Raw genomic sequence first — 26139 nt, forward strand, 5'->3', positions numbered from 1 at the left:
CGCGTGCTGGGATCTCAGGGCGGCGCGGCCCCCGGGAGGGGCTGTGCGCACCAGATCGTCTTGCCGTTGGTGGTGTGCCGGGTGCCCCAGCCCTGGGTGAGCTGGGCGACGAGCAACAGGCCCCGGCCGCCCTCGTCGAAGGCGCGGGCCCGGCGCAGGTGCGGAGCGGTGTTGCTGGCGTCGGTGACCTCGCAGATCAGGGAGCTGTCGCGGATCAGCCGCAGTCTGATCGGTGGTTCGCCGTATCTGATGGCGTTGGTGACCAGTTCGCTGACGACCAGCTCGGTGACGAAGGACGCCTCCTCCAGGCCCCAGGCGTCCACCTGGTCGAGGGCGAACTTCCTGGCGCGCGGCACCTGCGCGGTGTCGGGCTCGACGTACCAGTCGGCGACGTGGTGGGGATCCAGCGCGTGCGTGCGAGCGAGCAGCAGGGCGGCGTCGTCGGTGCGGCGCTCGGGGAGCATGGCGTCCGTCACCGTGTCGCACAGGGCCTCCAGCGAGGGGGCCGAGTGGTTCAGTACCTGTTGCAGCGCGGCGATCCGCTCGTCGATGTCGTACTCGCGGTCCTCCAGCAGCCCGTCGGTGAAGAGGGCGAGCAGGCTGCCCTCCGGGAGTTCCGACTCGGTGGCCTCGAACGGCAGCCCGCCGATGCCGAGCGGCGGTCCGGGTTGTGTGGTCACCGGGGCCCTGGTGCCGTCCGGGTGGATGATCAGCGGCAGGGGGTGGCCCGCGCTCGCCAGCGTGAAGCGCCGGGAGACCGGGTCGTAGACGGTGTAGAGGCAGGTGGCCCCGGACTCACCGGTCGGCTGGAAGTGGCCGGTGGGCTGGAGGTCGCTGGCGAGGTGGAGGACCAGGTCGTCCAGGTGGGTCAGCAGCTCGTCCGGCGGCAGGTCGACGTCGGCGAGGGTGCGGACCGCCGTGCGCAGCCGGCCCATGCTCGCCGAGGCGTGCAGGCCGTGGCCGACGACATCGCCGACGACCAGGGCGACCCGGGCGCCGGACAGCGGAATGACGTCGAACCAGTCACCGCCCACTTCCGCGCCGGTCCCGCCGGGCAGGTAGCGGGACGCCACCTCGACCGCCTCCTGGTTCGGCAGCCCCTGCGGCAGCAGGCTGCGTTGCAGGGTCAGTGCGGTCGTGCGCTCGCGCGAGTACCGGCGGGCGTTGTCGATGGCGACGGCCGCCTTGGCGGTCAGCTCCTCGGCGAGGATCAGGTCGTCGGCGGTGAAGGCCTCCGGCCGTTCCAGGCGGGAGAAGGTGACCACGCCGAGCAGCGCGCCGCGGGCCCGGAGCGGCACGGTGATCCGGCCGGTCAGTCCTTCCGCGGCGAGGGACCCGTCGATCAACGGGTTGCCGGGCGGCCAGTGGGCCGGGTCGGCGGCGAGGCCCGGGCCGAAGGCCCACTCGCCGCCCTGGCCGGGTCCGGCGGCGAGCTCGACCGTGGACCTGCCGGTGGTCATGCAGCGGGCGGCGACGGAACCGGGAGTGTGGCTGACGTGTGGGGTGGCCCCGGGGGCCGGGTCGGTGTCCTCCTTCGCGCTGTGCTGGGCGGCACGGCTGAGCGTGATCGTCTCGCCGGGGGCGAACGCGGACGCGGAGGGCGGTTCCTCTCCGCGCAGCACCTCGTCGAAGAGATCCACGCTGACGAGGTCGGCGAAACCCGGCACCGGAGTGCCGGCCAGTTCGTGCGCGGTACCGATCACGTCGAGTGTCCGGCCGATGCCGCCGCTCGCCTGGTTGAGGATGAGCAGGCGCTGCCGGGCCCAGTACTCGGCGCTCATGTCGAATCCCCAGTTGGCGATCGCGCGGACCCTGCCCTCGCCGTCCCGTACGGGCCAGATGCTGGTGGCCCAGGCGTTGGCGTAGTCGCTGCCGCGGGGACGGAAGACGGTGATGAGACGCGCGGGCTCGCCCGTCCGCGCCACCTCGGCGAGCTTGTCGGTGTAGGGCTTGTCGTCCCGCTCGGGGAACAGCGTGCGGTCGAATTCGGGGAGCACCTCGCGGTACTTCCTGCCGAGCACCTGTTCCTCGGAGTGCGCTATCACCCGGCCCGAGCTGGCGTTGATCCACTGGAACCGCAGCTCAGGGTCGTAGACGCCCAGCGCGAAGGGGCACTGCTCGAAGGCCCGGTCGGCGATCACGGGGCGGCGTCCCCAGCGCTGCACGGTCACCACGTGACCCAGTGCCCGCCCGTCGGGGCCCGTCAGCGGGTGAGCCGCCACCACGGCGTCCACCGTGGAACCGTCCCGGTGGCGCAGCGGGATGAACCCCGAGGGGTCGGGGCCGGCGCCGTACCCCTCGGGGAAGCCGGGTGGCGGGGGATCGACCAGCAGCTCGGTCACCGGGCGGCCGACGGTGTCCTCGGCCGTCCAGCCCAGCAGCAGCCGGCCGCCCTCACTCCAGCCGCTCACCACGCCGTCCGGGCCCACCACGACGACGGCAGTGGGGGAGTCCTGCTTGTCGGCCATCTCCACGCGCCACGCCTCCGTCCGGACGGCCGTGCCCCTCGGGGCCGGATTCCAGCGGTTGCTTCCAGCGTAGATCGGCCCCCGCTCCCCGGCGCCCCGGCCGGTGCGTGGCCGGAGGAGCCGCCCTCGCTCAGTAGCCGTAGATCATCTTGTAGGCGACCTCCGGGAGGAACTGCCCGGCCGAGGAGCCGGCTCCGACGCCGCAGTTGCCGTCGGACTCGCCCGGCACCTTGATCCACAGGAGCATCTCGGCGCCTCCGCCCAGCTGGGTGGGGGTGCCGATACGGCGGCCTGAAGGGTTGCACCACTGGCCGTTGGAGCCGTTGCCGTTGCGGCTGGTGTCCACGACGAACGGCTTGGTGTAGCCGTACCGGGCACTGAGTTCCCTGTTGACGGCGGCGCCGTACGCGGTGTTCTCGGCCGTGGTCAGGTAGTTGGAGACGTTGAGCGAGAAACCGCGGGCCTGCCGGAGGCCGGCTCCGTGGAGGCGCTGGGCCATGGTCGCCGCGCTCGCCCAGGCCGGGTTGCCGGCGTCGAGGTAGACCCAGGTGTTCGGGGCCTGACGGTTGAACTCGGCGAGCGCGCCGGTGAGCATGCCCCTGCGTTCGTCGATCTGGGCCTGGGTCATGCAGCCGTAGTCCCCGAGGGAGTCCGGTTCGAGGACGACGACGGCCGGGCGGCCCGCGATCCCGCCCGCGAACTGGGCGATCCAGTTCGCGTAGGCGGACGGCGAGGACGCTCCGCCCGCCGAGTGCCCGCCGCAGTAGTCGCGGTTGTAGATGTTGTAGGCGACGAGGACGGGCAGCTTGTCCCGGGCGTCCGCGGCGCCCACGTACGCGCCGGTGGCGGTGCCGATGGTGCCGCTCCAGGAGCCGAACCAGCGGGCCGTCGGGGTGTTGGCGATGGAGGCGTTGATCGCGGATGCCCGGCCGTCGCCGGGGTTGGCGGCGACCCACCGCTTCGCACTGGAGTCGGGGTCCGCGTAGAACCCGTTGGTCATGGTCGTCGGGTCGGCCGCGTGGGCGGACGGGGCGGCGGTGAGCAGGAGCGGCAGCGAGGAGAGTGCCGCCGCCAGGGCGAGGAGTCTGCGGCGCATGACGGGTACCTCGGCTTTCTGACAGGGGTGCGTCCGAAGGTCGGTGAGTGGGACGGGAGCGCTCCCATGAGAAGAGCTCCTCGCGCTCGGTCGGTCAGAGTCGGTCGGGGATTGATGGGTCCATGACACGCTCAGGGCGGTCGAGTGCCCGGGCAACCTGGATGATAGGAGGCCCGGGGTACCCGTCAATACCTCTCGCATTATTCGGTCTGGCCCTCGAAACATTCGAAGGCCAGGACCGCGCCTACCGGCTGGGGGAGGCCGTCACTTCCCTCAGCACCTGTGTGAAGGACCGGCCCCACTCCGCCACCGTCTCCGCCCTGAACAGGTCCGTCGAGTACTCGAACGTCACCGTGATGGTGTCCGCCTCGGGGGCGATCACCACGTAGAGCTCGTTGCGGGCGACGCCCTCGGCGGGGAGGGCCCGGACGGTCGTCCGGGTGTCCTGGAGGTTCAGGGTGGGGGGCTCTGTGGTGATGACCGTGAACAGGACCGTCGGGAACAGGGAGTCCGCCAGGTCGGGTGCGACCAGGGAGACCACGTCCGTCAGGGGGAGTTCCTGGTGGTCCAGGGCCGTGAAGAGGGTGGTGCTCAGTTGGTCGACGAGGGCGGGGAAGGAGTCGGCCTCGGACAGGCGGGCGCGCAGCAGTACGGCGTCGCCCAGGATGCCGACGATGTCCGAGCGGTCGTGGCGGACGCGGTTCGCGCTGGACGCGGCCAGGACGATGTCGCTCCGGCCGCCGCACAGGGTGCCCAGCCAGGTGGCGAACGTGGCCGCCAGGACCGTGTAGGGCGTGGTGCCGAGGCGGGTCGCCGTGGCGGTGAGGCGGGCCGGGGTGTCGTCGTCGATCGTCCAGGTGTGCAGGGCGCCGCGGCCGGACAGAGCGCGGGGACGGGGGTGGTCGTAGGGGAGGGGCGGGCGCAGGGGGATGCCGTCCAGTTCCGTGCGCCAGAAGTGTTCCAGGGTTTTCCGGCGGTCGTCCGGCAGGGCGTGCTCCGCGCGGGCGAAGTCGGTGAACTGGGCTGTGGGGGCGGGGAGTCGCGGGGGCGTGCCGGTTCGGTGCGCGTGGTACAGGTCCGCCAGGTCGCGCCTGATGATGCCCAGGGACCAGCCGTCGCAGACCGCGTGGTGGAAGACCGTGACCAGGACCCAGCGGTCCGGTGCGACGCGCGCCAGACCGAAACGGAACAGGGGCGGCTGGTCCATCGTGAACGGGACGGACACCTGCTCGCGGCACCAGCGGTCCAAGGCCTCCTCCGGGTCGCCGGCGTGCGCACGGAGGTCGCTCACCGGCAGGGACACGGGGACTTCGGCCAGCACCTCGACCTCGTACCGTCCGTCCTGCCGGCGCACCGGCCTGCCGCGCAGCGCGTGATGGCGTGCCACCAGGTCCGTGAGCGCCCGGTGCAGGGCGCCGGGGTCCAGGTCGCCGTGCAGGTCCACGCGGTGGGCGATGTTGTAGACGCTCGGGTCGGCGAGCGCGTGGTGGCGGCGCCACAGACGGCGCAGGGTGGACGGCATCGGAGCGGTGTCCACGACCCGGGCGCGGTTGGCGATGCCCCGGATCGTCGGGTCCAGGAAGAACTCCGCCATCGTGAGGTCGACGTCCGCCGCCTCCCGCATCCGGTTCAGCAGCCTGATCGCGCTGAGCGAGTGGCCGCCGAGTTCGAAGAACGGTGTCGTGACCGGGACCGGCCGGGTGTCCAGTTCCTCGCACCACAGGTCGTGCAGGGTCCGTTCCAGGGCCGTCGCCGGCTCCGATCGTGAGGGCGCCGCCGAGCCGTCCGAGTCGTCCCCGGGTTCCGGCAGGGCCGTGCGGTCCAGCTTGCCCGAGGCGTTCACCGGGAGGCGGTCCAGGGTCACCCAGCGGCGGGGGACCAGGTGGTCGGGGAGCCGGGCCGCCAGCGCGGCGCGGACAGCGGGTCCGGACGTGCCGTCGTCCAGGACCACGTACGCCACCAGCTCGGTGTCGCCGTGGCGGTCGCGGCGCGGGAGCACCGCCGCGTCCCGGACGGCCGGCAGTGCCGTCAACGCCGCCTGGACCTCGCCCGGCTCCACCCGGTGGCCGCGGACCTTGACCTGGTCGTCGGCCCGGCCCCGGTACTCCAGGGTGCCGTCCGTACGCCAGCGGCCCAGGTCGCCCGTGCGGTACAGCACCCCGCCCTCGCCGTCGTCGAGGAACGCGGCGGCCGACTCGGCGGGGCGGTCGTGGTAGCCGTGCGCCACCGGTACGCCGCCCACGTGGATCTCGCCGACCGCTCCGACCGGCACCGGCCGGCCCGTGCCGTCCAGGAGGCGGATCCGGGCTCCCGGCACCGGCGTGCGATCGGGGGCCACTCCTCACCGGCCGGATCGACGCGGTGGGACGTGACGATGATCGACGTCTCCGTGGGGCCGTACTGGTTGTGGAGCGCGCAGTGCGGGTGCGTGCTGAGGAAGCGGCGGAAGGCCGGCGTGAGCTGCAGGGCCTCGCCCGCCGAGAACAGCTCGCGCAGGGACGGCAGTTCGGGGGCCGTCTCCATCAGGTACTTCAGCGGCGTGCAGGGCATGAAGAGCCGCTGCACCTCATGGCGGCGTACCGTCTCGGCCACCGCCGCCGGGTCGTGCCGTACGGCGTCGTCGACGAGGACGAGTGCCGCCCCCGAGGCGAGCGTCGTGAAGATCTCCTGGACGCTCACGTCGAACGCCGGGGATGTCCACTGGAGGGTGCGCAGCGCCGGGTGGCGGCTCAGGTGCTGCCGGACCAGGTTCGCCGGGCCGCGGTGGGGTACGACGACGCCCTTCGGCCGACCGGTGGAGCCCGAGGTGTGGATGCAGTAGGCCGGGTCCTGCGGGCCGGCGCCGTCCGCGAGCGGGGTCGACGGGAGGGTGTCGTCCACCGACTCCACGAGCTGGACGGGGAGTTCGAGGTCCGGGCGGTCCGTGGCCTCGGAGGTGAGGAGGAGTACCGGTTTCGTGTCGGCGAGGAGCAGGGAAAGGCGCGGGGCGGGCAGGGACGGGTCCAGCGGGACGTAGGCCGCTCCCGTCTTGAGCACCGCCAGCAGGGCCGTGATCAGTCGCGGGCCCCGGGGCAGCAGGACCGCCACGCGCTGTCCGCGGTGCGCGCCGCGGGTGCGGAGCAGGTGGGCCAGGCGGTTGGCCGCCGCGTCCAACTCCGCGTAGGACACCCGGCCCTCGTCGCCGAGGAGCGCCACGGCGTCCGGCGTGCGGCGCGCCTGCCGTTCGAACAGGCCGTGCAGGGTACCGGGGCCGGCCAGGTCGGTGTCCGTCCCGGTTTCCGTCCCTTCTCCGGTGTGCTCCAGACGGGCCAGTGCGGTGCGGTCGGCCGCCGTGAGGGCCGTCAGAGCCGCGAGTGGGGCGTCCGGCGTGTCCAGCGCCCGGCGCAGCACCTGCTCGACGTAGTCCACGAAGCGGCGCACCGTGGCCTCGTCGAACAGGGCCGTGTCGTACTCGACCATGAAGCGGACGCCGCCCGGATGGCGGGTGAGGTAGACGCTCAGGTCGAACGGGGCGCGGTCGCTCGGGACGTCGAGCAGGGTGGAGGTGACGCGGGGCGGGTCGAACTCCGCCTCGCCCTCGTTCTCGTACTCCACCATCACCTGGAACAGCGGGTTGCGGCCCGGGTGGCGACGCGGGTTGAGGGCGCTGACCAGTTCGTCGAAGGGGACGCCGCTGTGCTCGTACGCCGCGGTGCTGCTCGCGCGGACCCGGCCCAGCAGGGTCGCGAAGTCCGGGTCGCCGCTGAGGTCCAGGCGCAGCGGGACCGTGTCGAGGAAGAGGCCGACGTGGTCCTCGGCACCGGTGGGGCGGGACGCCACCGCCGTGCCGATCACCACGTCCCGCTGCCCGCTGAACCGGCCGAGGACCGCGCCGATCGCGCCGGTCAGCGTCATGAAGAGGGTGGCGCGCTGCCCGGCCGCCCACTTCTGCAGGCCGTCGGCCAGGTCGGCGTCCAGGGCGTGGGTGAGGCTCGCGCCCGCTCCCGTCCTGACCGGGGGGCGGGGGCGGTCGGTGGGCAGGGTCAGTTCGGGTGCGTCGGCGAGGTGGTGCCGCCAGAAGTCCAGGGACGCGGGGTCCGGCGGAGCGGCCGCCGGCAGTTCGGGCAGCGGTCGTGGTTCGGGACCTCCGCCCCGCCGGGCGCGGTAGTACGCGGCGAGGTCGCGGGCCAGCACGGCCGTGGAGGAGGAGTCGAAGACGATGTGGTGGGCGAGGAGGAAGAGCAGGTGGCGGTCGGGGGACAGGCGCAGCAGCCGGGCCGCGACCAGGGGGCCCGAGGACAGGTCGAGTCCGTGGTCCGCCGCGAGCACCGACCGCAGGGCGGCCTCCTCCGTCGCACCCGTGTGATCCTCCACGGGGCAGTCCAGCGGCATGCGGTCGCGTATCTCCTGGTAGGGGACACCGTCCGTGTCGCCGAACACCGTGCGCAGCGCCGGGTGCCGGTCAGCGACCCGGTCCAGCGCCCAGCGCAGGGCCGGGACGTCCAGCGGGCCCTCCAGGCGGATCGCCTTCGGCTCGTGGTACATGGCGGTGCCGGGGTGCAGTTGCTCCAGGAACCAGATGCGGCGCTGGGCGGGGGTGAGGGGCGCCCGGCGGGGGGCCGAGGGGGCCGGAGGCCTTGTCCGGTGAGTGGCCGGGGCGCTGCCCGCGGCCCCCGAAGGGGCCGGTGCCGCCCTGCGGACCCGGTCCAGGACCGGCAGCGCCCCCAGCACCTTCTCCTTCGGCACGCCGAAGTCCACGAAGCAGGCGATCTCGTCCGCTCCCGCGGCCAGCAGACGCCGTACGGTCTCCGCGGCCGTGCGCTCGTCGCCGATCAGGGCGCGGGAGTCGCAGTAGCGCTCGTAGGCCCGCCCGAGGAGGAACTCCACGTCCTCCTCCGGGGTGTTCTCCAGGTCCACCCGGAAGCCGAGACTGTTGGTGACCTGGTCGAAGAGGGAGAGCGAGGAACGCAGATACGACAGGAACGGCCGGTACGCCTCGGCCCGCGCCCGGTCCGCGTCCTCCTCGAGGTAGGTGTGCACGAGCACCACCACCCGCCCGGCCGCCGGGTCGAGACCGTGCTCGGCACGGCAGCGCCGGTACAGGGCGATGTTCTCGGCCAGTTGCTCCACCGTCTGCGTCATCAGGTTGGTGACCACGCCGAGGTCCTCGGCGGCCGCCCGGCGGTAGCTGTCCGGGTTCCCGACGACGGCCACGTACATCGGCGGGCTGTCCTGGACGGGGCGGGGGTGCAGGCGGATCTCGACGGGGGTGCCGTCGCCCGCCGTGGTCTTCAGCGGCTCGCCCGACCAGAGGTGCCGTACGGTCTTCAACTGTTCGTACATCACCTCGCGGTGGCGGCCGAAGTTCTGCGGGGCGAGCGCGAAGTCGGTGGCGTGCCAGCCGCTCGCGAAGCACAGGCCCGTCCGGCCGCCGGAGATGTTGTCGACGACCGACCACTCCTCGGCGACCCGGGCGGGATGGTGCAGCGGCAGGACGACGGACCCGGCGTGCAGCCGGACCCGGCTGGTCCGGGCGGCGAGGGCCGCGGCCAGTACGGAGGGGTTCGGGAACAGCGCCCCGAAGGAGTTGAAGTGCCGCTCGGGGAACCACAGGGCGTGGAAGCCGTGCCGGTCGGCGAAGTCCGCGGCGGCCATGATCAGGCCGTACTTGTCGTGGTCGCCGTCCTGGGGGTAGTCGCCGAAGAAGTAGAGGCTGAAGTCGGTGTTTCCGGCGGGTGAGGTGGAGGGGACGGGGGCTGGGGCGGTGCTGACGGCCGGGGTGGTGTCGACGGCCGGGGTCGTGTCGAGGGCGGTGGGCTCGGGCGGTGGTGTCGCGGTGGCGGTCGTCGCGAGGACGTCGAGCTGGCGGGTGATCATCTCGCCGACCTGCTCGACGAGTTGTCCTGCCAGTTGCAGCTGCTGTCCGAAGAGGGCGGTCAGGCCTTGGGTGGACTCCTGCGCGGCGGCGGGCGCCACTGATGGCCGGACCACGGGCTCCGCGACCACCGTTGCCGATTCCTGAACCACCGTCGCCGCTTCCTGGACCACCGTGTCCGAGGCGCGGCCCACCGGCCGCCCGTCCCCCCGCAGCTCCCCGACCCGCTCCGCCAGCCTCCGTGGTGTGTCCGCCGTGTCGAAGACCTCGCGGACCGGGACGCGGACGCCGTACCGCTGCTCCAGTTCCGTCGTCATGCCCATCAGGGACAGCGAGTCGGCGCCCAGTTCGAAGAACGAGCTGTCCGGTGCGACCTCGGCGAGCGTCCGGCCGAGCTTCTCCGCCGTCAGCTCCCGGACGGTCTCCAGGACGTCGAGAAGCTCACCGTCCGCGGAGCTCTCGGGCCGCTCGGGAGCCGCGACCGGCACAGCGGCCTCGTACGGCACCTCGTACGGCACCCTGCGCCGGCGCAGCGGATGCCCCGGCAGCGGGACCCGGCCCCCGTCCGTGACGAGCGCCCGCCAGTCCAGGTCGGCGCCCCTGGCGTACAGCGAGCCGAGGGCCGTCAGGAAGCCGTGCGCCTGCTCGGCGGCCCCGTCCCCGTCGCCCTGCCCGCTCAGCCAGCGGCTGTCGGGTACGCAGTGCCGGCCGAGGCCGGTGAGCGTCCGCCCGGCGCCGAGCTCCACGAAGTCGCGGCAGCCCTGCTCCACCGCCGCCTCCATGGCGAGGTCGAAGCGGACCGGCTGCCGGGCCTGGCGGCAGAGGTGGTCGGCGTCGACCGTCCAGCCCGGCCGGCGCAGCTCACCGTCGGCCGTGGTCACCAGCGGGGTGTGCAGCGGGCGGTACGTCACCTCGCGTGCCCGGGCGCGGAACTCGTCCAGCGCGCTGTCGACGTCCGCCGAGTGGAACGCCCGGTCGACCGGCAGCGCACGCCACCGCAGACCCTCCTGGTCGAACAGCCGCGCCGCCTCCTTGAGTGCCTGGGGCGAGCCGGAGAGCACCTGGGCCCGGGGGCCGTTGACCGCGCCGAGCTCCGCACCGCACGCCGAGGCGACGCGCTCGGCGGTGGCCCGGTCGGCCCGGACCGCGAGCATGCCCCCGGCCGGGCAGCGGAGCTGCATCAGACGCCCGCGCCAGGCGGTGAGGCGCAGCCCGTCCTCCAGGGTCAGGGCGCCCGCCGCGTACAGGGCGGCGTACTCGCCGACGCTGTGGCCGAACAGCAGTTGGGGCCGTATCCCGGCCGCCCGCCAGGCATCCGCCAGCGCCGCCTGATGGGCGAAGAGGGCGGCCTGCGCGGTTTCGGTGGGCCAGGGCCCGTCGGCCGCGGGGGAACCGGCCGTACCGGGAGCGGCCAGCAGCGGGGCGAGCAGGCCGCCGCCGAACTCAGCGGCGTGGAGCGCCTCGCACCGGTCGAGCGTGGCCCGGGCGGCGGGGCTCACGGCGTACAGGCCGCTCGCCATGCCGGGGCGGGCGGTGCCCTGGCCCGCGCAGGCGAAGGCGACCGGGCCGACAGGGGCCGGCGTGAGGCGTGCCGCCGCGCTCGGTTCGGCGTGGCGGTGTTCCTCCAGCGCGCGGGCGAGGTCGCCGGCCGTGCGGCCCGCCACGGCGAGGCGCGCCGGGCGGTGCGGCCGGCCGAGGGCCAGGGTGGCGGCCACGTCGGCGGCGGGAAGGTCCGGGTGGGCCAGGAACCGGTCACGGAGGCCGGCCGTCAGTTCGTCCAGGGCCTCGGTGTCGCGGGCCGACACGGGGACGAGGGCGGGCAGTTCGGGCACCGGGCGGGGCCGAGGCGGCGGGGCCTCCTCCAGGACCACGTGGGCGTTGGTGCCGCCGACGCCGAGCGCGCTGACGCCGGCCCGGCGGGGCACGCCGTCCGGGACCGTCCAGGGCCGCAGCTCCGTGGCGAGCGTCAACCGGCCGTCGTGCAGGGGGAGGTCGGGGTTGGGTCGGGTGAGGTGGGGTGTCGGTACCAGGGTGCGGTGGCGGAGCATCAGGACCGTCTTGATGAGCCCGGCCATGCCCGCGCAGCTGTCGAGGTGCCCGATGTTCGGCTTCACCGAGCCCACGGCGCAGGAGCCGCCGCGGTCACCGCCGTCCGAGCGGAGTGCCCGCGCCAGCGCCGTGAGTTCGACGGGGTCGCCGAGCCGCGTTCCCGTGCCGTGCGCCTCCACGTAGGAGATCGTCTCCGGCGGTACGTCCGCCCGGCGCAGGGCCTGGCGCACGACGTCGGCCTGGCCCTCGACGCCGGGGGCGCTGAAGCCGACCTTGGCGGCGCCGTCGTTGTTGACCGCCGAGCCGAGGATCACCCCGTGCACGGTGTCGCCGTCGGCCAGCGCCCGGTCGAGGCGCTTGAGCAGCACGGCGGCCACGCCGTTGCCGCCGACGGTCCCGTCGGCCTCCGCGTCGAAGGCGCGGCACCGCCCGGTGGGCGACAGGATCGACCCGGGGTGGCTGTGGTAGCCGGTCTGCTGCGGCAGGTGCACGGCGGCGGCGCCCGCCAGCGCCAGGTCCGCCTCACCGGTCACCAGCGCCTGGACCGCGAGGTGCACCGCGACGAGGGACGTCGAGCAGGCCGTCTGCACGCCGATGGCCGGCCCGGTGAGGCCGAGCCGGTAGGCGACCCGGGTGGCGAGGAAGTCCGGCTCCTGCCCGATGGCCGACTGCATGCCGGCGGCCGGGTCCGCGGGGTCGTACGGCGAGCCGGTCGCGGACTGCTGGTGGTCGTAGAGGTTCATGCCCGACCCGGCGAACACCCCGACCCGGACGCCCGGCGCGGTCGCCGCGTGGCCGCCGTCCTCCAGGGCCTCGTGGCAGCACTCCAGGAACAGCCGGTGCGCGGGGTGCGTGAGCCCGGTCTCCTTGGGGCTCATGCCGAAGAAGTCCCCGTCGAACTCCTCGACGCCGTCGAGGACCCCGGCGACGGGCACGAGGCCGGGCGCGCGGCGCTGCTCCCGGGTGAGGCCTGCCGCCTGGAGCTCCCGCTCGCCGAACACCCGGACGCTGTCCACGCCGTCCCGCAGGTTCGCCCAGAACCCGTCCACCGAGTCGGCGCCGGGGAAGCGCAGCGACAGCCCGATGACGGCCACGCGGCGGTCGGTGGAGCCGTCGTCGCCCCGCCTCTCGGGCACGGTCACGCGGCGGTCGGGGGAGCCGTCGTCGTCCCGCGTCTCGGGCACGGCCGCCGCCGTCGTGCCGCCCGCGAGGTGTGCGGCGAGCGCGGCGGCCGTCGGGTGCTCGAAGAACGCCGTCTGGGCGACCGGTGTTCCCAGGCGCTCGGACAGCCGGTTCCGTAACCGCACCACCAGCACGGACGTCAGGCCGAGTTCGTAGAACGGCACGTCCACGTCGACCGGGCGGCCCAGCACGGCGCCCAGTTCCTCCCGGACGGCACGGGTCACCGCGTCGGCGTCCCGGTGCAGCCGCTTCGGAAGCTCGGCGCGCCGCACCTTGCCCGCCGGTGTCCGCGGGAACTCGTCCTCCGGGACGGGCAGCACGTACGCGGCGGTGAGCCGGAGGCGGGTGAACAGCGCGGCCCTGACCTCCGCGGCGATCCGCGGGTCCTCGTCGGCGCCGCGGCTGACGAAGAACACGGCGAGTTCCTCCGTGCCCCGCTCGGCGTCCGGGATGCCGCAGGCGGCGACCTCGCCCTGCCGGACGCCGTCGACGGCGGTGGCGGTCTCCTCCACCTCGTGGCAGTACACGTTGTGGCCGTTGAGGATGATGACGTCCTTGCGGCGGCCCGTGATGACGACCTGGCCCTCGTCGAGGAAGGCCAGGTCGCCCGTGTCCAGCCAGTCGCGTCCGGCCGGGTAGGCGGCGGCGTCCGCCTCCGGGTTGTTCACGTAGCCGGGGGTGAGCCGCGCGGGCGAGTGGACCTGGAGCCGGCCGATCCGGCCCGGCGGGGCGAGGTCGCCGCGGTCGTCGACGATGCGCAGGGTGACGCCGTGCGCGGGCGAGCCGGAGGCGACGAAGGTGACGCAGTCCGCGTCCGGGGCGTCCTCGGCGGCCCGGAGCAGATCGCCGCCCAGGCTGCTCTTGAGCAGGCGGTGCACGGTGCCCGGCCGGTTCAGCCGGCCGTAGGTGACGGCCGTGACCGTCTCGGCCATGCCCCACACCGGGGCGATGTGCTCCTCGCGCACGCCGAACGGGGCCGTCGCGTCGAGGAAGCGGCGCAGCACCGGCAGCACCACCCGCTCGCCCCCGCACAGCAGGGACTTCAGGCCGCTCAGGTCCCAGTGGCGGCCGGGCCGCTCGGCGAGCGCGTCGGCGACCAGCCGGTAGGCGAAGGTCGGGGCCCAGCTGTGCCGCGCCCGGTGTTCGTGGAGGAGGTCGAGCCAGCGCAGCGGGTCGGCGAGGACCCGGTCGGTGGGCGCGTGCACGTTGGTGCTGCCGGTGAAGACGGCGAGCACGTGGTAGAGCAGGAAGGCGCCGCTGTGGTCGACGGGAAGCCAGTTGACCAGGGTGTCGTCCGGGCGGACGTCGAGGACGCGGCGGCTGCTCGCCGCGAAGTCCGCGAGCCCGGCGTGCGTCAGCCGCGCGGCCTTCGGGACGCCGGTGCTGCCGGAGGACAGCATCAGCAGGGCCGTGTCGGACGGGTCCGGCTCGACGTGGTCGTCCGCGGGCGGCGCGTCCAGGCAGTCCCGGGCGAGGGCGACGCGCGGCGCGGGCGTGGCACCGGCGAGCGCCGCCGCGCCGGGCGCGTCGGTCAGGACGAGCGGCCCGTCGAGTAACGCGCAGGCCTGCCGCAGCCGTTCAAAGGCGGGGGAGCCCGGCGCGGGATGCTCGGCGATGGCCACCGGGAGGGCGCCGCCGAGCACACAGGCCCAGAAGGCGGGGAAGAACTCGTCCAGGGGCAGCCCGCACAGCACCACCGGATCGCCGCGCCGCACCCCTCGGGCGCGCAGGCCGGTGAGCATGCGGCGGGCCGCGTCCAGCAGTTCGGGGTACGACCGTGAGCCGGTCGTGCCGTCGGCGGCGACGGTGACGACGGCCCCGCCGGGTGCCGACCGGGCGGCGCCCAGCAGCGCCCGTACGGCGTCGACCGGATCGTCCTGCGTGCGCTCGGGCTCAGGACCCGTGCAGATGGCTTGCCCCCGTAGACGTTCCATGCGTGTTCTCTCCCGTCTCTCCGCTGGTGGACGAACGATCCTCGGCCTTGCGTGTGTGGTGCCTTCGTACGGTGAGCAGCAGCAGAACCAGCGCCCCGCACGCCGCCGCCCCGTGGAAGGCCCCCACGACGGTCAGTGCGGGCAGGGCTTCGAGGGCGGCCGCCGCGGCCACCGTGCCCAGGGCGAACCCGGACTGCTCGGCGGTCGCGGACAGCCCGAAGAGCCGGCCGCGCTGCCGGTCGGGGGCCGCCTGGAGCCGCGAGGTGTAGACGATCTCGGTCCAGCCGTCCGCGAACCCCGCTGCCACGGCCGCCGCCATCAGGGCCGGGGCGGGCAGCCCGGTGAACGCCACCACGAAGCAGAACGACATCGCGCAGGTGCCCGCGGCGAAGGCGCGCTCGCCCCACGACGTGCCGCGCGACCGGCGTTTGAGGACCTGGTGGGCGAGCAGGGTGCCCACGGCCCACGCCGACCAGAACCGGGTCATGAACACCGCCGGTTCGGACGGCTCGGCCGCGTGCGCCGCCAGCGGCAGCGCCACGTTGTGCGACGCGGACGCCAGGGCGTCCAGGCCCCGCAGCGCGATCAGCCCGAGCAGCGGCCCGGCGAGGCCCGCCACCCGGCGCCGCAGCCGCCCGCCGCGGACCGGTACGGGCTCGCTCCGCTCCCCGGCCGGCGGGTCGTCCTCGCCGGTGGAGTCGGTGCGCGGCCGGAGCACCAGCACGGCGGCGCCGGACACCGCGAAGCTCGCCGCGTTGACGGCGAACGCGACGCCGAACCCGCCGAGGGCGATGACCGGCGCGGCCGACGCGAAGCCCAGCACTGTGGCGACGGACCGGGCCGTGACCAGCACGCCGTTGGCCCGCGCCCGGTCGTCCTGCCCGACCATGACCGGGACCGCGCTGCGCAGGGCGACGTTGAAGAGCGTGTTGCCCGCGCCCAGCACGACCACCGCGCCGAGCAGCACGACCAGCGGTGTGCCGGAGGACCAGAGCGCGAGCAGCACCATGGCGAGCGTCTGGGCGAGGTCCGTGGCCATCATGACCGTGCGGCGCGTGACCCGGGCCGTCAGGGCCCCGGCGGCGAGCCCGGCGGTGACCCCGGACAGCAGCCGTACGGCCATGACCACGCCCACGCCCCAGGCGGTGCCGGTGACCTCGTACGAGAACAGGCTGAGCGCGATCAGGTTGAGATAGGTCCCGTAGGCCGACACGGCGTGCGCGACCACCAAGGACCGGAACCGCCAGTCCACCCCCGTCACCGGACTCCTCGACCTGTTGGGCCAGTGTCAGCCGCCCGGCGGCCCGGGCAGCGCGTTCGATCATTGCAGAGGTGTTCGACCGGCGGGTGAAAACACGTCTGATCGCAGGTCAGGGGCTGTCCGCGGCAGAGCGCGGCCGTCAACTCGGGGTCCGCGAGCGCCGCGTCACCCGCTCCAGATGGCGGGCGAACACCTCGCGCGCGTCCGGCGTCAGGGTCCGCAGCGCCACCAGCGCCGTGACGGCGACGTCGCACAGCTCCGACTGCACGTCGTCCCAGGTGTGCGTCACGCCCTTGCGGGGGTTCTGGCCGGTCGCGCCGATGACGGCCTCGGCGACCTCGCCGACCTCCTCGTTCAGCTTCAGGATGCGCAGGAGCACGCCGTCGGGGCCGTCGATCGGGCGGCTGTTGTCGAGCCACTCCCACAGGGCGTCGATGGAGGCCCACAGCTCGGGCCCGGGCGGGGCGTGATCGCTCAGCGGGGCGTGATCGCTCAGCGGGGTCTGATCGCTCATGGGGGCAGCCTGTCACGGGGGTCTGACAACGCCCCGGGGCCGCCCGCGACCCCCTGCTCCCGGCCCTCCTCCTCCAGGTACTCCCCCTACTCCGGGTACTCCCCCTACTCCAGGTACTCCTCCTCGAACAGCGGGTCCTGCTCGCCTTCCTTGGCCTGGCGCAGCCGCCTGGCACGCGCCCCCACCACCAGCGCGGTCCCCGCCGCCGTCGCCGCGAACGCCACCGGGATCATCCAGCTCCGGTTCACCGCGTGCCCGAGCGCGTGGTCCAGGGAGAGCCGCCCGGGGCCGGTGACGGCCAGGCCGGCGGCCGTCAGACCGAGCGTCGCCGCGTACTCGTAGCCGCCGCTCTGGTTGAAGAACCCGTTCGGGGCGTGCACCGCCGCGGCCCCCGCCATCGCCCCGGCCGCCGCGGCCCCGGCGGCCGGTGTGGCCAGGCCCAGGGCCAGCAGCGCGCCGCCGCCGGTCTCGGCGAGACCCGCCGCCGTGGCGCTCGCCTTGCCCGGGGCGTAGCCCACGGACTCCATGAACTGCCCGGTGCCCTCGATGCCGTGTCCGCCGAACCAGCCGAACAGCTTCTGTGTGCCGTGGGCGGCCAGCACACCGCCCGTCCCCAGCCGGAGCAGCAGCAGGCCCAGATCACGTCGGTGGTAACGCCTCACGTCGTCTCCCGGAGCAGACAGCAGGAACAGAAAATGAGCCGACCGCAGGAACAGAGCGGACAGCAGGAAGGAAAACCACTTCTCCTCCTCGCGTTTCCACCGTCGCACTCCTGACACCCCCCGACACCCGGCGGGCCCGCCGGGGACGCCGTTCGGGTGGCACCGGTGGCGGGGCTCGGCGGCCGGTACGAGGCTGACTCGCATGACGATTCAGACCACGCGCCTCAGCGACCCGGCCGTCCGCGCCTTCGTGACCGCCGTGAACAACCGCGACCGCGAGGGCTTCATGGAGCTCCTCGCGCCGGGCGCGACCATGGCGGACGACGGCTCCGACCGCGACCTCGCCGACTGGGTCGACCGGGAGATCTTCTCCTCCCACGGCCACCTGGAGGTCGACAACGAGTCCAACGGCGGCCGTTCCCTCCTCGCCCGCTACAGCAACGACACCTGGGGCGAGATGCGCACCCGGTGGAGCTTCACCGTGGACGAGGACGGCCGGATCACGCGCTTCGAGACCGGACAGGCCTGACAATCACCCCCGCAGGGGGGCTTGTCTTCGAGTGCGCTCCAACTCCTAGCATCCCCGGGCATGGAGATCACACGCCCGCTGGGACGCAGCGGCATCGAGGTGAGCGCCCTGGGCTTCGGCTGCTGGGCCATCGGCGGCGAATGGCAGGGGCTCGACGGGCAGCCGCTCGGCTGGGGCAAGGTCGACGACGAGGAGTCGGTGCGGGCGGTGCGGCGCGCCCTCGACCTGGGCGTCACCTTCTTCGACACCGCCGACGCCTACGGTGCCGGGCACAGCGAACGCGTCCTCGGCCGGGCCCTCGGCAAGCGCAGGGCCGACGCCGTCGTCGCCACCAAGTGGGGCAACGTCTTCGACGAGGAGACCCGGACCCTCACCGGCAGCGACGACTCCCCGGCCCAGCTGCGCCGCGCCCTGACCGCGTCGCTGCGCCGGCTCGGCACCGACTACGTCGACCTCTACCAGTTCCACCTCTCCGACGCCGGCCCCGAGCAGGCCGCCCTGCTCCGGGACGAGTGCGAGAAGCTGGTCGGGGAAGGGCTGATACGCGCCTACGCGTGGAGCACCGACGACCCCGCGCGCGCCGCGGTGTTCGCGCGGGGGCCGCACTGCGCGGCCGTGCAGCACGCCCTCAACGTCCTCCAGGACGCGCCCGCGATGCTCCGGCTGTGCGAGGAGGCGGGCCTGGCGAGTATCAACCGCAGTCCGCTCGCCATGGGGCTGCTCACCGGGAAGCGCCGGGGCGGGCAGCCGCTGGAGGCCGGGGACATCCGCAGCAGGCCCCCGGCCTGGCTCCAGGGGTTCGGGGACGGCTCCGGCGCCGACCCGGAGTGGGTCGCCCGCGTCGACGCCCTCAGGGAGGTCCTCACCAGCGAGGGCCGCACGCTCGCCCAGGGCGCCCTGGCCTGGCTGTGGGCGCGCAGCCCGCGCACGATCCCCATTCCCGGCTTCCGTTCGGTCGCGCAGGCGGAGGAGAACGCCGGGGCGTTGGAGAAGGGGGCGTTGACCGGCGCGCAGCTGGCCGAGGTCGACCGGCTGCTCGGGCGGTGATCTTCGCGGGCTCTCGGGCGGACGGCCCGTCGACGTGTGCGGCAGTCGTTCCACGCGCACCGGTGCGCACCCCGCGGTCCCACGCGGGGCCCACCCCCACCCGGTGCCGTGGAACGACTGCCGCCTCCCCCCTGGGTGTGGCCTGCGGAAGCCTTCTGCTCCAACTGTGAAGCTTTCGTGTAGACGAGTTGAGCATAAGCGCCCGACCGGCCGCAATGGTGCGGACGTTCATATTCCGCTTGTGTAGGTTGACGGATTGACGACCGTGGGGGCCGCCCTCAGCCGCGTCCGACGTACGGCATGGTCGTCGCGAGTACCGTCGCGAACTGCACGTTCGCCTCCAACGGCAGCTCCGCCATGTGCCGCACCGTGCGGGCCACGTCCGCGACGTCCATCACGGGCTCGGGCGCGACCTCCCCGTTCGCCTGCAGCGCCCCCGTCTGCATACCGGCCGTCATGTCGGTCGCCGCGTTGCCGATGTCGATCTGCCCCACGGCGATCCGGTACGGCCGCCCGTCCAGCGACAGCGACTTGGTCAGGCCCGTCAGCGCGTGCTTCGTCGCGGTGTAGGCCACCGAGTGCGGCCGGGGCGTGTGCGCCGAGACGGACCCGTTGTTGATGATCCGCCCGCCCTGCGGGTCCTGCTCCTTCATCTGCCGGTACGCCGCCTGCGCGCACAGGAACGCCCCGTTGAGGTTGGTGTCCATCACGTGCCGCCAGGCCTCGTAGGGCAGCTCCTCGACCGGGACGCCGCCGGGCCCGAACGTGCCCGCGTTGTTGAACAGCAGGTCCACCCGCCCAAACCGCTCGACGGTCGCCGCGAACAGGCCCGTCACGTCCTCCGGGCGTGAGACGTCCGTCCGTACCGCGAGCGCCGCGCCCTCGGGCGCCAGGGCCGTCGTCTCCTCCAGCGTCTCGACACGCCGGCCCGCCAGCGCCACCGACCAGCCCGCGCGCAGCAGTTCCACGGCGACCGCCCGGCCGATGCCGGAGCCCGCCCCGGTCACCACCGCGATTGAGTTTCCCTTCGCATTCATGGGCCCGCAGCGTACGGGAGGGCCCGGCATGCGGAACTCATCCATCCGTCACGCGAGTGCTGTGTACGTGTCAATCGGGTGTCGTCCCCGGCCACTCCAATGCCCCCTGCAGCCATTCGCCAGGGGAGGACCGGATGACACCCGCAGCACACCCGTCCCAGCACGCCCCCGAACTCCGCGCCGCCGCCCGCCACATCGGCCGCCGCCGCTTCCTCACCACGACCGGCGCCGCCGCCGCGCTGGCCTTCGCGACCAACCTGCCCGCCGTCGGAGTCGCGGCCGCCGCCGAACTCGACGCCGCGCGGATCACCGAGAACCCGTTCACGCTGGGCGTCGCGTCCGGCGACCCGCAGCCCGGTTCGGTGATCCTGTGGACCCGCCTCGCGCCCGCCCCGTTCCAGGCCGACAGCGGACTGCCCGCCGAACGCGTCACCGTCCACTGGGAACTCGCCCACGACGAGCGGTTCCGCCGCGTCGCCCGGCGCGGCACCGCCACCGCGCACCCCGAGTTCCACCACACCGTCCACGTCGAGGTGGACCACCTGGAGGCCGGCCGCGTCTACTACTACCGCTTCCGCGCGGCCCGCTGGACCAGCCCCACCGGCCGCACCCGCACCGCCCCCGACCCCGGCAGCCGCGTGGCGTCCCTCACCCTCGCCGCGGTCTCCTGCCAGGCCTACCACGACGGCTACTACACCCCGTACGCCCACCTCGCCGCCGACGACGTCGACCTCGTCCTCCACCTCGGCGACTACCTCTACGAGTACGCCGTCAACGCGGTCGGCGGTCAGCGCAACTACACCGACCGCACGCTGCCCGACCTGTTCAACCGGGAGACGCTGACCCTGGAGGACTACCGGCTGCGGTACGCCCTCTACAAGTCCGACCCGGACCTGAGCGCCGCCCACGCCGCACACCCCTTCGTCGTCACCTGGGACGACCACGAGACCGAGAACAACTACGCCGACGACATCCCCGAGAACAGCGTCCCGCCGGAGGAGTTCCTGCTGCGCCGCGCCTCCGCCTACCGCGCCTACTGGGAGAACCAGCCCCTGCGCCGGCCGCAGCGCCCCACCGGACCCGACATGCGGCTCTACCGCCGCCTGACCTGGGGCCGGCTCGCCCAGTTCGACGTCCTCGACACCCGCCAGTACCGCTCCGACCAGGCCTACGGCGACAAGGCGCACGTGCCCGGCCCCGAGTCCGACGACCCGGCACGCACCATGACCGGCGCCACGCAGGAACGGTGGCTGCTCGACGGCTGGCGGGCCTCGCGGGCGCTGTGGAACGTCGTACCGCAGCAGGTCCTCTTCGCCCGGCGGCACATGGACGCCACCACCCCGTCCCGGGTGTCGATGGACGCCTGGGACGGCTACAGCGCCTCACGCCGCCGCGTCCTGGACGGCGCGAAGGCCGCCGGGGTCGAGAACCTGATGGTGCTCAGCGGGGACGTGCACTCCGCGTACGCCTTCGACATCAAGGACGACTTCGACGACCCGTCCTCCGCCACGCTCGGCACGGAGATCGTGGCGACCTCGATCTCCAGCGGCCGTGACGGCGCCGACAAGCCCGCCACCTGGGACACCTACATGGGCGCCAACCCGCACCTGAAGTTCTTCAACGGCCGGCGCGGCTACGTCACGGTCGCGCTCGGACGGGACGCGGCACGCGCCGACTTCAAGACCGTGCCGTACGTGACCCGGCAGGGCGCGCCGGTCACGACGGCCGCGTCCTTCGTGACCGAGGTGGGGGACCAGGGGCTCAAGCCGGCGTGAGCTCCGCCGTGAGGTCCCCGTCCGGGGCCTCGCCGGGGTAGCGGACGCCGACGCGGTCCCGGATCGCGTCGAGCGTCCGCATTACGGCGAGCGTGCCGTCGAGCGGGACGAGCGGGGACTCCGTCTCGCCGGCCCGCAGGGCGCGCATCACCTCGGCCGCCTCGTGGCGGAGGCTGTTGCGCGGCCCGTCCGCCGGGTCGGCCGTGAACTCCTCGGCGTCACGGCCGTCCCGGTGCAGCACGAAACGGTCCGGGAAGAAGAAACCGTTCGGAATGTCGATACGGCCCTTCGAGCCGGTGACCGAGGCGGAGGTCGCCGTACCGCCCACGATGGAGCAGTGCACCGAACCGAGAGCGCCGCTCTCCCACGAGAGCACCGCCGCCGTCTGGAGATCGACGCCCTCGTCCGAGAGCACCGCTCGCGCCACGACGTCCGACGGCTCCCCGAGCAGCAGCTGCGCGAACGACACCGGATACACGCCCAGATCGAGCAGCGCGCCCCCGCCCAGCTCAGGGTTCCGCAGCCGGTGCGAGGGCGGGAACGGCCCGGCCAGTCCGAAGTCGGCCTGCACGCTGCGCACTTCACCGATCGCCCCGTCGTCCACCAGCGTCTTCAGCCGCCGCACCAGCGGATTGCAGTACATCCACATCGCCTCCATCAGGAAGCGCCCGTGCTCCCGCGCCAGCGCGACGAGTTCCTCCGCCTCGCGCACGTTCAGCGTGAACGGCTTCTCGCACAGCACGTGCCGCCCGGCCGCCAGACACAGCCCGGCCGCCGCCCGGTGCGCCGTGTGCGGCGTGGCGACGTAGACGACATCGATGTCCTCGTCCCGCGCGAGCGCGTTCCAGTCGCCGTACGCCCGGGGGATCCCGAAGCGTTCCGCGAACGCCTTCGCCGACTCGTCCGACCGGGACGCCACCGCCACGACCTCCGCGTCCGGCAGGTCGACCAGGTCCGCCGTGAACGCGGCCGCGATCCCTCCGGTCGCCAGGACCCCCCACCGCACCGTGTCCGCCGTCATTCCCGCCCCGCCTTCACCTCGGTGACCCCTAGCAGTCCGTACGAGCTGAGAGCATAGGTGGCGATCGACTCGAAAAGGGAGGGACTCATGCCCGAGGGTGGGGCGTCCATATCGAAGACCGCGCAGGGGGCCGCAGCCGGGACGGAGCGGCCCGACCTCACACCGCACCGCCGCACCGGGCTCCTGGTCACCTTCCTCCTCGGCAGCCTGACCGCCGTACCGCCGCTGGCGATGGACATGTACCTCCCGTCGCTGCCGGAGGTCACCCGCGCCCTGCAGGCGCCCGCCGCGACCGTCCAGCTCACCCTCACCGCCTGCCTCGCCGGCATGGCCCTCGGGCAGCTCGTGGTCGGGCCGATGAGCGACCGGTGGGGGCGCCGCCGCCCGCTGCTCGCCGGGCTCGCCGTCTTCGTCGTCGCCACCGTCCTGTGCGCGCTCGCCCCCACCGTCGAACTCCTCGTCGCCTTCCGGCTGGCGCAGGGACTCGCGGGCGCCGCCGCGATCGTCATCGCCCGGGCCGTCGTCCGCGACCTCTACGACGGCATGGCCATGGCCCGCTTCTTCTCCACCCTCATGCTGATCTCCGGGGTCGCCCCGATCGTCGCGCCCCTGATCGGCGGGCAGGTCCTGCGCGTGACGGACTGGCGGGGCGTGTTCGCGGTCCTCACGGTCATCGGCGTCCTCATCGGCGTCCTGGTCTGGACGAAACTCCCCGAGACCCTGCCGCCCGCCGAACGGCACAGCGGCGGCGTCGGCGAGGCCCTGCGCGCGATGCGCACCCTCCTCGCCGACCGCCCCTTCACCGGCTACATGCTCACCGGCGGCTTCGCCTTCGCCGCCCTCTTCGCCTACATCTCCGCGTCCCCGTTCGTCATCCAGGAGATCTACGGCGCCTCCCCGCAGACGTTCAGCCTGCTGTTCGGGGTCAACTCGGTCGGACTGGTCGTCGTCGGCCAGATCAACGGCAAGATCCTGGTCGGCCGGGTCAGCCTCGACCGGGTGCTCGGCATCGGCCTCGCGATCGTCATCACCGCCGCGACCGCGCTGCTGCTGATGTCCCTCGGCGTGTTCGGCGAGGTCGGTCTCGCGCCCGTAGCCGTCGCGCTGTTCGTCCTGATGTCCGCGATGGGCATCACCCTGCCCAACACCCAGGCGCTCGCCCTGATGCGCACCAAGCACGCCGCGGGCTCCGCCTCCGCCCTGCTCGGCACGTCCTCCTTCCTCATCGGGGCGATCGCCTCCCCGCTGGTCGGCGTGGCCGGGGAGGACACCGCCGTCCCGATGGCCGTCGTCCAACTGGCCGCCGCCCTGGTGGCACTGGCCTGCTTCGTGGGAATGTGCCGTCCCTGGAGGGCCCGCGCGAGTGTGGAGGGAGCGGACAGCTGAGCGCACCGAGACTGCGCGACGGCACGCCGGAACGGGCCGGACTCGACCCCGCGGAACTGCGTCGGCTCGTCCGGGAGGTCCACGTCCTCACCACCGGGCAGCGCCCCTGGGCACCGGGCGCCGTGGTGGTCGTCGGACGCGGCCCCGTGGTCGCGGTCGAGGAGGCGGCGGGCTGGGCCGTCCGCTACGCGGCCTACGACGAGGACGCCGACGCCGGCGTGGAACTGCCCCCCGAGGAGCGGGTCCCGATGACCGTCGCCACGCCCTTCGACCTGGCGTCCCTCACCAAACTGTTCACCTCGGTCGCCGCCGTGCAGCAGATCGAGCGCGGCACGCTCGGCATCGACGCGAAGGTCGGGGCGTACCTGCCCGACTTCACGGCGGCGGCCCGGCACGGCATCACCGTGCGGCAGCTGCTCACCCACACCTCCGGGCTGCGCCCCGAACTCCCGCTGTACGACTACGCCGACGACGCGCAGCGGCTCGCGGCACTCCAGGCTGAGGCACCGGCCGGCGCGCCCGGCACGTACCGCTACTCCGACCTGAACATGCTGCTCCTCCAGCACGTCCTGGAACGCGTCACCGGCCGCACGCTGGACGTCCTCTTCCACGACGGCATCACCCGGCCGCTGGGCATGACGGCGACGGCGTTCGGGCCGTGCCCCGGGGCGGCGGCGACGGAGGACCAGCGGCGGCCGTGGGCCAAGTCGGACCGGGGGATGCTGCGGGGCGAGGTGCACGACGAGAACGCGTGGGCGCTCGGGGGAGTGGCGGGCCACGCCGGGCTGTTCTCCACCGGCCGGGACCTCGCGGTGTTCTGCCGCACCCTCCTCGCCGGCGGCTCCTACGGGCCCGCCCGCATCCTCGGTCCCGACTTCGTCGACCTCCTCTTCACCCCGCCCGGCCTCGGCTTCCTGCTCGACCAGCCCTGGTTCATGGGCGACCTCGCGGGCCGCGGCGCGGCGGGCCACACGGGCTTCACGGGCACGTCCCTGGTCCTCGACCCGGCGACGGACACGTTCCTGATCCTCCTCACCAACGCGGTCCATCCCCGTCGGCGGCGTCCGGACAGCGCGCCCAGGGCAGCGGCGGGATCACGGGTGGCCCGGGCGGTGCGGGGGAGGTGACGGGGAGGCCTGGACGTTGCTCCCAGGCAGCAGTGTCCCCGCACCCCGCTCCAGGATTCGGCGACCAGCTTCTTCTCAGCGGTGGCCGTCCGACAACAGGCGTCAGATCTCTGCCGGCGAGCTCAGGATCAGACGGCGGTGCACAGTCCGGCAGGCCCGGACGGGCGAGTCCCGGTGCCGGGCCCTCGTAGAATCGCCGGGTGAACGCCCCCGCACCCCCGGCCGAAACCCTCCGTGCCGCACTCGCCGGTCTGCTCGACGGGCTGCCGCCCCGGCAGGCCGCGCAGGCCGTGGAGCGGCTGATCGCCAGCTACCGCGGGGCCACCCCGACCGACGCCCCGATCCTGAGGGACCGCGCCGACGTCGCCGCCTACGCCGCCTACCGGATGCCCGCCACCTTCGAGGCGGTGCGGTCGGCGCTGGAGGCCTTCGCGGAGGCCGTGCCCGAGTGGGTGCCCGGCGGGCACCTGGATCTCGGCGGCGGCACGGGCGCCGCGGCCTGGGCCGTGAGCGCGACCTGGGGCGGGGAGCGGCCCGTCACCGTGCTCGACTGGGCCGAGCCGGCCCTCGCCCTCGGCCGGGAGATCGCCGCGGCCGACCCGGCCCTGCGGGACGTCCGGTGGCAGCGCGCCCGGATCGGAGCGGCGCTCACCCTGGAGAGCACCGATCTCGTCACCGTCTCCTACGTCCTCAACGAGCTGACGGCCCCCGACCGCGCCGCCCTCGTCGACGCCGCCGCTGCCGCCGCCCGGGCCGTCGTGATCGTCGAGCCCGGCACCCCCGACGGCTACGCCCGCGTCATCGAGGCCCGCGACCGGCTGGTCACCGCCGGGTTCCACGTCGCCGCCCCCTGCCCGCACAGCGCCGCCTGCCCCATCGCCCCGGGCACGGACTGGTGCCACTTCTCCGCCCGGGTCAGCCGTTCCTCCCTGCACCGCCAGGTCAAGGGCGGCTCCCTCGCCTACGAGGACGAGAAGTTCAGCTACGTCGCCGCCGCCCGCTTCCCCGTCGCCCCGGCACCCTCCCGGATCGTGCGGCGCCCGCAGATCCGCAAGGGCCAGGTCCTCCTCGACCTGTGCGAGACCGAACCGTCCCTGCGCCGCACCACCGTCACCAAACGCCACGGCGACCTGTACAAGGCGGCACGGGACGCCGACTGGGGAGACCCCTGGCCGCCCGCCGACCCGGCCGCGTGAC

Annotated in this window: 13 protein-coding genes and 1 pseudogene; 6 read left to right on the top strand and 8 right to left on the bottom strand. The window is 73.9% G+C overall.

Features of this window, described 5'->3' with window-relative positions; genetic code table 11:
* Positions 1-14: 14 nt before the first annotated feature.
* The 6 genes and pseudogenes from ACSUPV_RS29015 to ACSUPV_RS29040 form a co-directional block, all read right to left on the bottom strand.
* Positions 15-2468 carry a SpoIIE family protein phosphatase gene (locus tag ACSUPV_RS29015; RefSeq protein WP_436949953.1) on the bottom strand — a complete coding sequence of 818 codons (2454 nt, stop codon included), beginning with the start codon at positions 2466-2468 and terminating at the stop codon, positions 15-17.
* Positions 2469-2598: 130 nt separating this feature from the next.
* On the bottom strand, positions 2599-3564 hold the full coding sequence (locus ACSUPV_RS29020) for a glycoside hydrolase family 6 protein (protein WP_037763089.1): 966 nt from the start codon (positions 3562-3564) through the stop codon (positions 2599-2601).
* A 244-nt stretch (positions 3565-3808) separates the two neighbouring features.
* Positions 3809-14583, bottom strand: a pseudogene (locus ACSUPV_RS29025) (amino acid adenylation domain-containing protein).
* On the bottom strand, positions 14543-15835 hold the full coding sequence (locus ACSUPV_RS29030; protein WP_436949954.1) for an MFS transporter: 1293 nt from the start codon (positions 15833-15835) through the stop codon (positions 14543-14545). Before ACSUPV_RS29030 ends, ACSUPV_RS29025 begins: the two are co-directional and overlap by 41 nt.
* Before the next feature lie 148 nt (positions 15836-15983).
* Positions 15984-16358, bottom strand: a complete 375-nt coding sequence (locus tag ACSUPV_RS29035; RefSeq protein ID WP_436948861.1) for a MazG-like family protein — start codon at positions 16356-16358, stop codon at positions 15984-15986.
* A 104-nt stretch (positions 16359-16462) separates the two neighbouring features.
* Positions 16463-17020 (bottom strand): DoxX family protein, encoded by a 558-nt coding sequence (locus ACSUPV_RS29040; protein WP_031113883.1) that lies wholly within the window; start codon positions 17018-17020, stop codon positions 16463-16465.
* A 202-nt stretch (positions 17021-17222) separates the two neighbouring features.
* Between ACSUPV_RS29040 and ACSUPV_RS29045 the strand changes: the two genes are divergently transcribed.
* The gene (locus ACSUPV_RS29045) at positions 17223-17549 is read left to right on the top strand and encodes a hypothetical protein (protein ID WP_031113885.1); all 327 of its coding nucleotides are present in this window, start codon (positions 17223-17225) and stop codon (positions 17547-17549) included.
* Between the two features lie 60 nt (positions 17550-17609).
* Entirely contained in the window at positions 17610-18596 is a 987-nt protein-coding gene (locus ACSUPV_RS29050; RefSeq protein WP_031113886.1) for an aldo/keto reductase, read from the top strand.
* A 278-nt stretch (positions 18597-18874) separates the two neighbouring features.
* Here the strand turns inward: ACSUPV_RS29050 and ACSUPV_RS29055 are convergent, their stop codons facing one another.
* The gene (locus tag ACSUPV_RS29055) at positions 18875-19633 is read right to left on the bottom strand and encodes an SDR family oxidoreductase (RefSeq protein ID WP_436948862.1); all 759 of its coding nucleotides are present in this window, start codon (positions 19631-19633) and stop codon (positions 18875-18877) included.
* A 134-nt stretch (positions 19634-19767) separates the two neighbouring features.
* On the opposite strand from ACSUPV_RS29055, the gene ACSUPV_RS29060 reads away from it, so the two are divergent.
* Positions 19768-21408 carry an alkaline phosphatase D family protein gene (locus ACSUPV_RS29060; protein ID WP_436948863.1) on the top strand — a complete coding sequence of 547 codons (1641 nt, stop codon included), beginning with the start codon at positions 19768-19770 and terminating at the stop codon, positions 21406-21408.
* Here ACSUPV_RS29060 and ACSUPV_RS29065 read toward each other — a convergent pair.
* Positions 21395-22429, bottom strand: a complete 1035-nt coding sequence (locus ACSUPV_RS29065) for a Gfo/Idh/MocA family protein (protein ID WP_436948864.1) — start codon at positions 22427-22429, stop codon at positions 21395-21397. The genes ACSUPV_RS29060 and ACSUPV_RS29065 overlap by 14 nt on opposite strands.
* An 87-nt stretch (positions 22430-22516) precedes the next feature.
* Here ACSUPV_RS29065 and ACSUPV_RS29070 point away from each other — a divergent pair, with 87 nt between their 5' ends.
* The 3 genes from ACSUPV_RS29070 to ACSUPV_RS29080 all read left to right on the top strand — a co-directional run bounded on the left by ACSUPV_RS29070 (position 22517) and on the right by ACSUPV_RS29080 (position 26138).
* The gene (locus ACSUPV_RS29070; protein ID WP_436948865.1) at positions 22517-23815 is read left to right on the top strand and encodes a multidrug effflux MFS transporter; all 1299 of its coding nucleotides are present in this window, start codon (positions 22517-22519) and stop codon (positions 23813-23815) included.
* Positions 23767-24942 carry a serine hydrolase domain-containing protein gene (locus ACSUPV_RS29075; RefSeq protein WP_051648898.1) on the top strand — a complete coding sequence of 392 codons (1176 nt, stop codon included), beginning with the start codon at positions 23767-23769 and terminating at the stop codon, positions 24940-24942. The genes ACSUPV_RS29070 and ACSUPV_RS29075 overlap by 49 nt, the downstream gene beginning before the upstream one ends.
* A 200-nt stretch (positions 24943-25142) precedes the next feature.
* Positions 25143-26138 carry a small ribosomal subunit Rsm22 family protein gene (locus ACSUPV_RS29080; RefSeq protein WP_031113895.1) on the top strand — a complete coding sequence of 332 codons (996 nt, stop codon included), beginning with the start codon at positions 25143-25145 and terminating at the stop codon, positions 26136-26138.
* Position 26139: the final 1 nt, after the last annotated feature.

This window comes from Streptomyces sp. SudanB52_2052 (assembly GCF_964272415.1).
Taxonomy (GTDB): Bacteria; Actinomycetota; Actinomycetes; order Streptomycetales; family Streptomycetaceae; genus Streptomyces; species Streptomyces olindensis.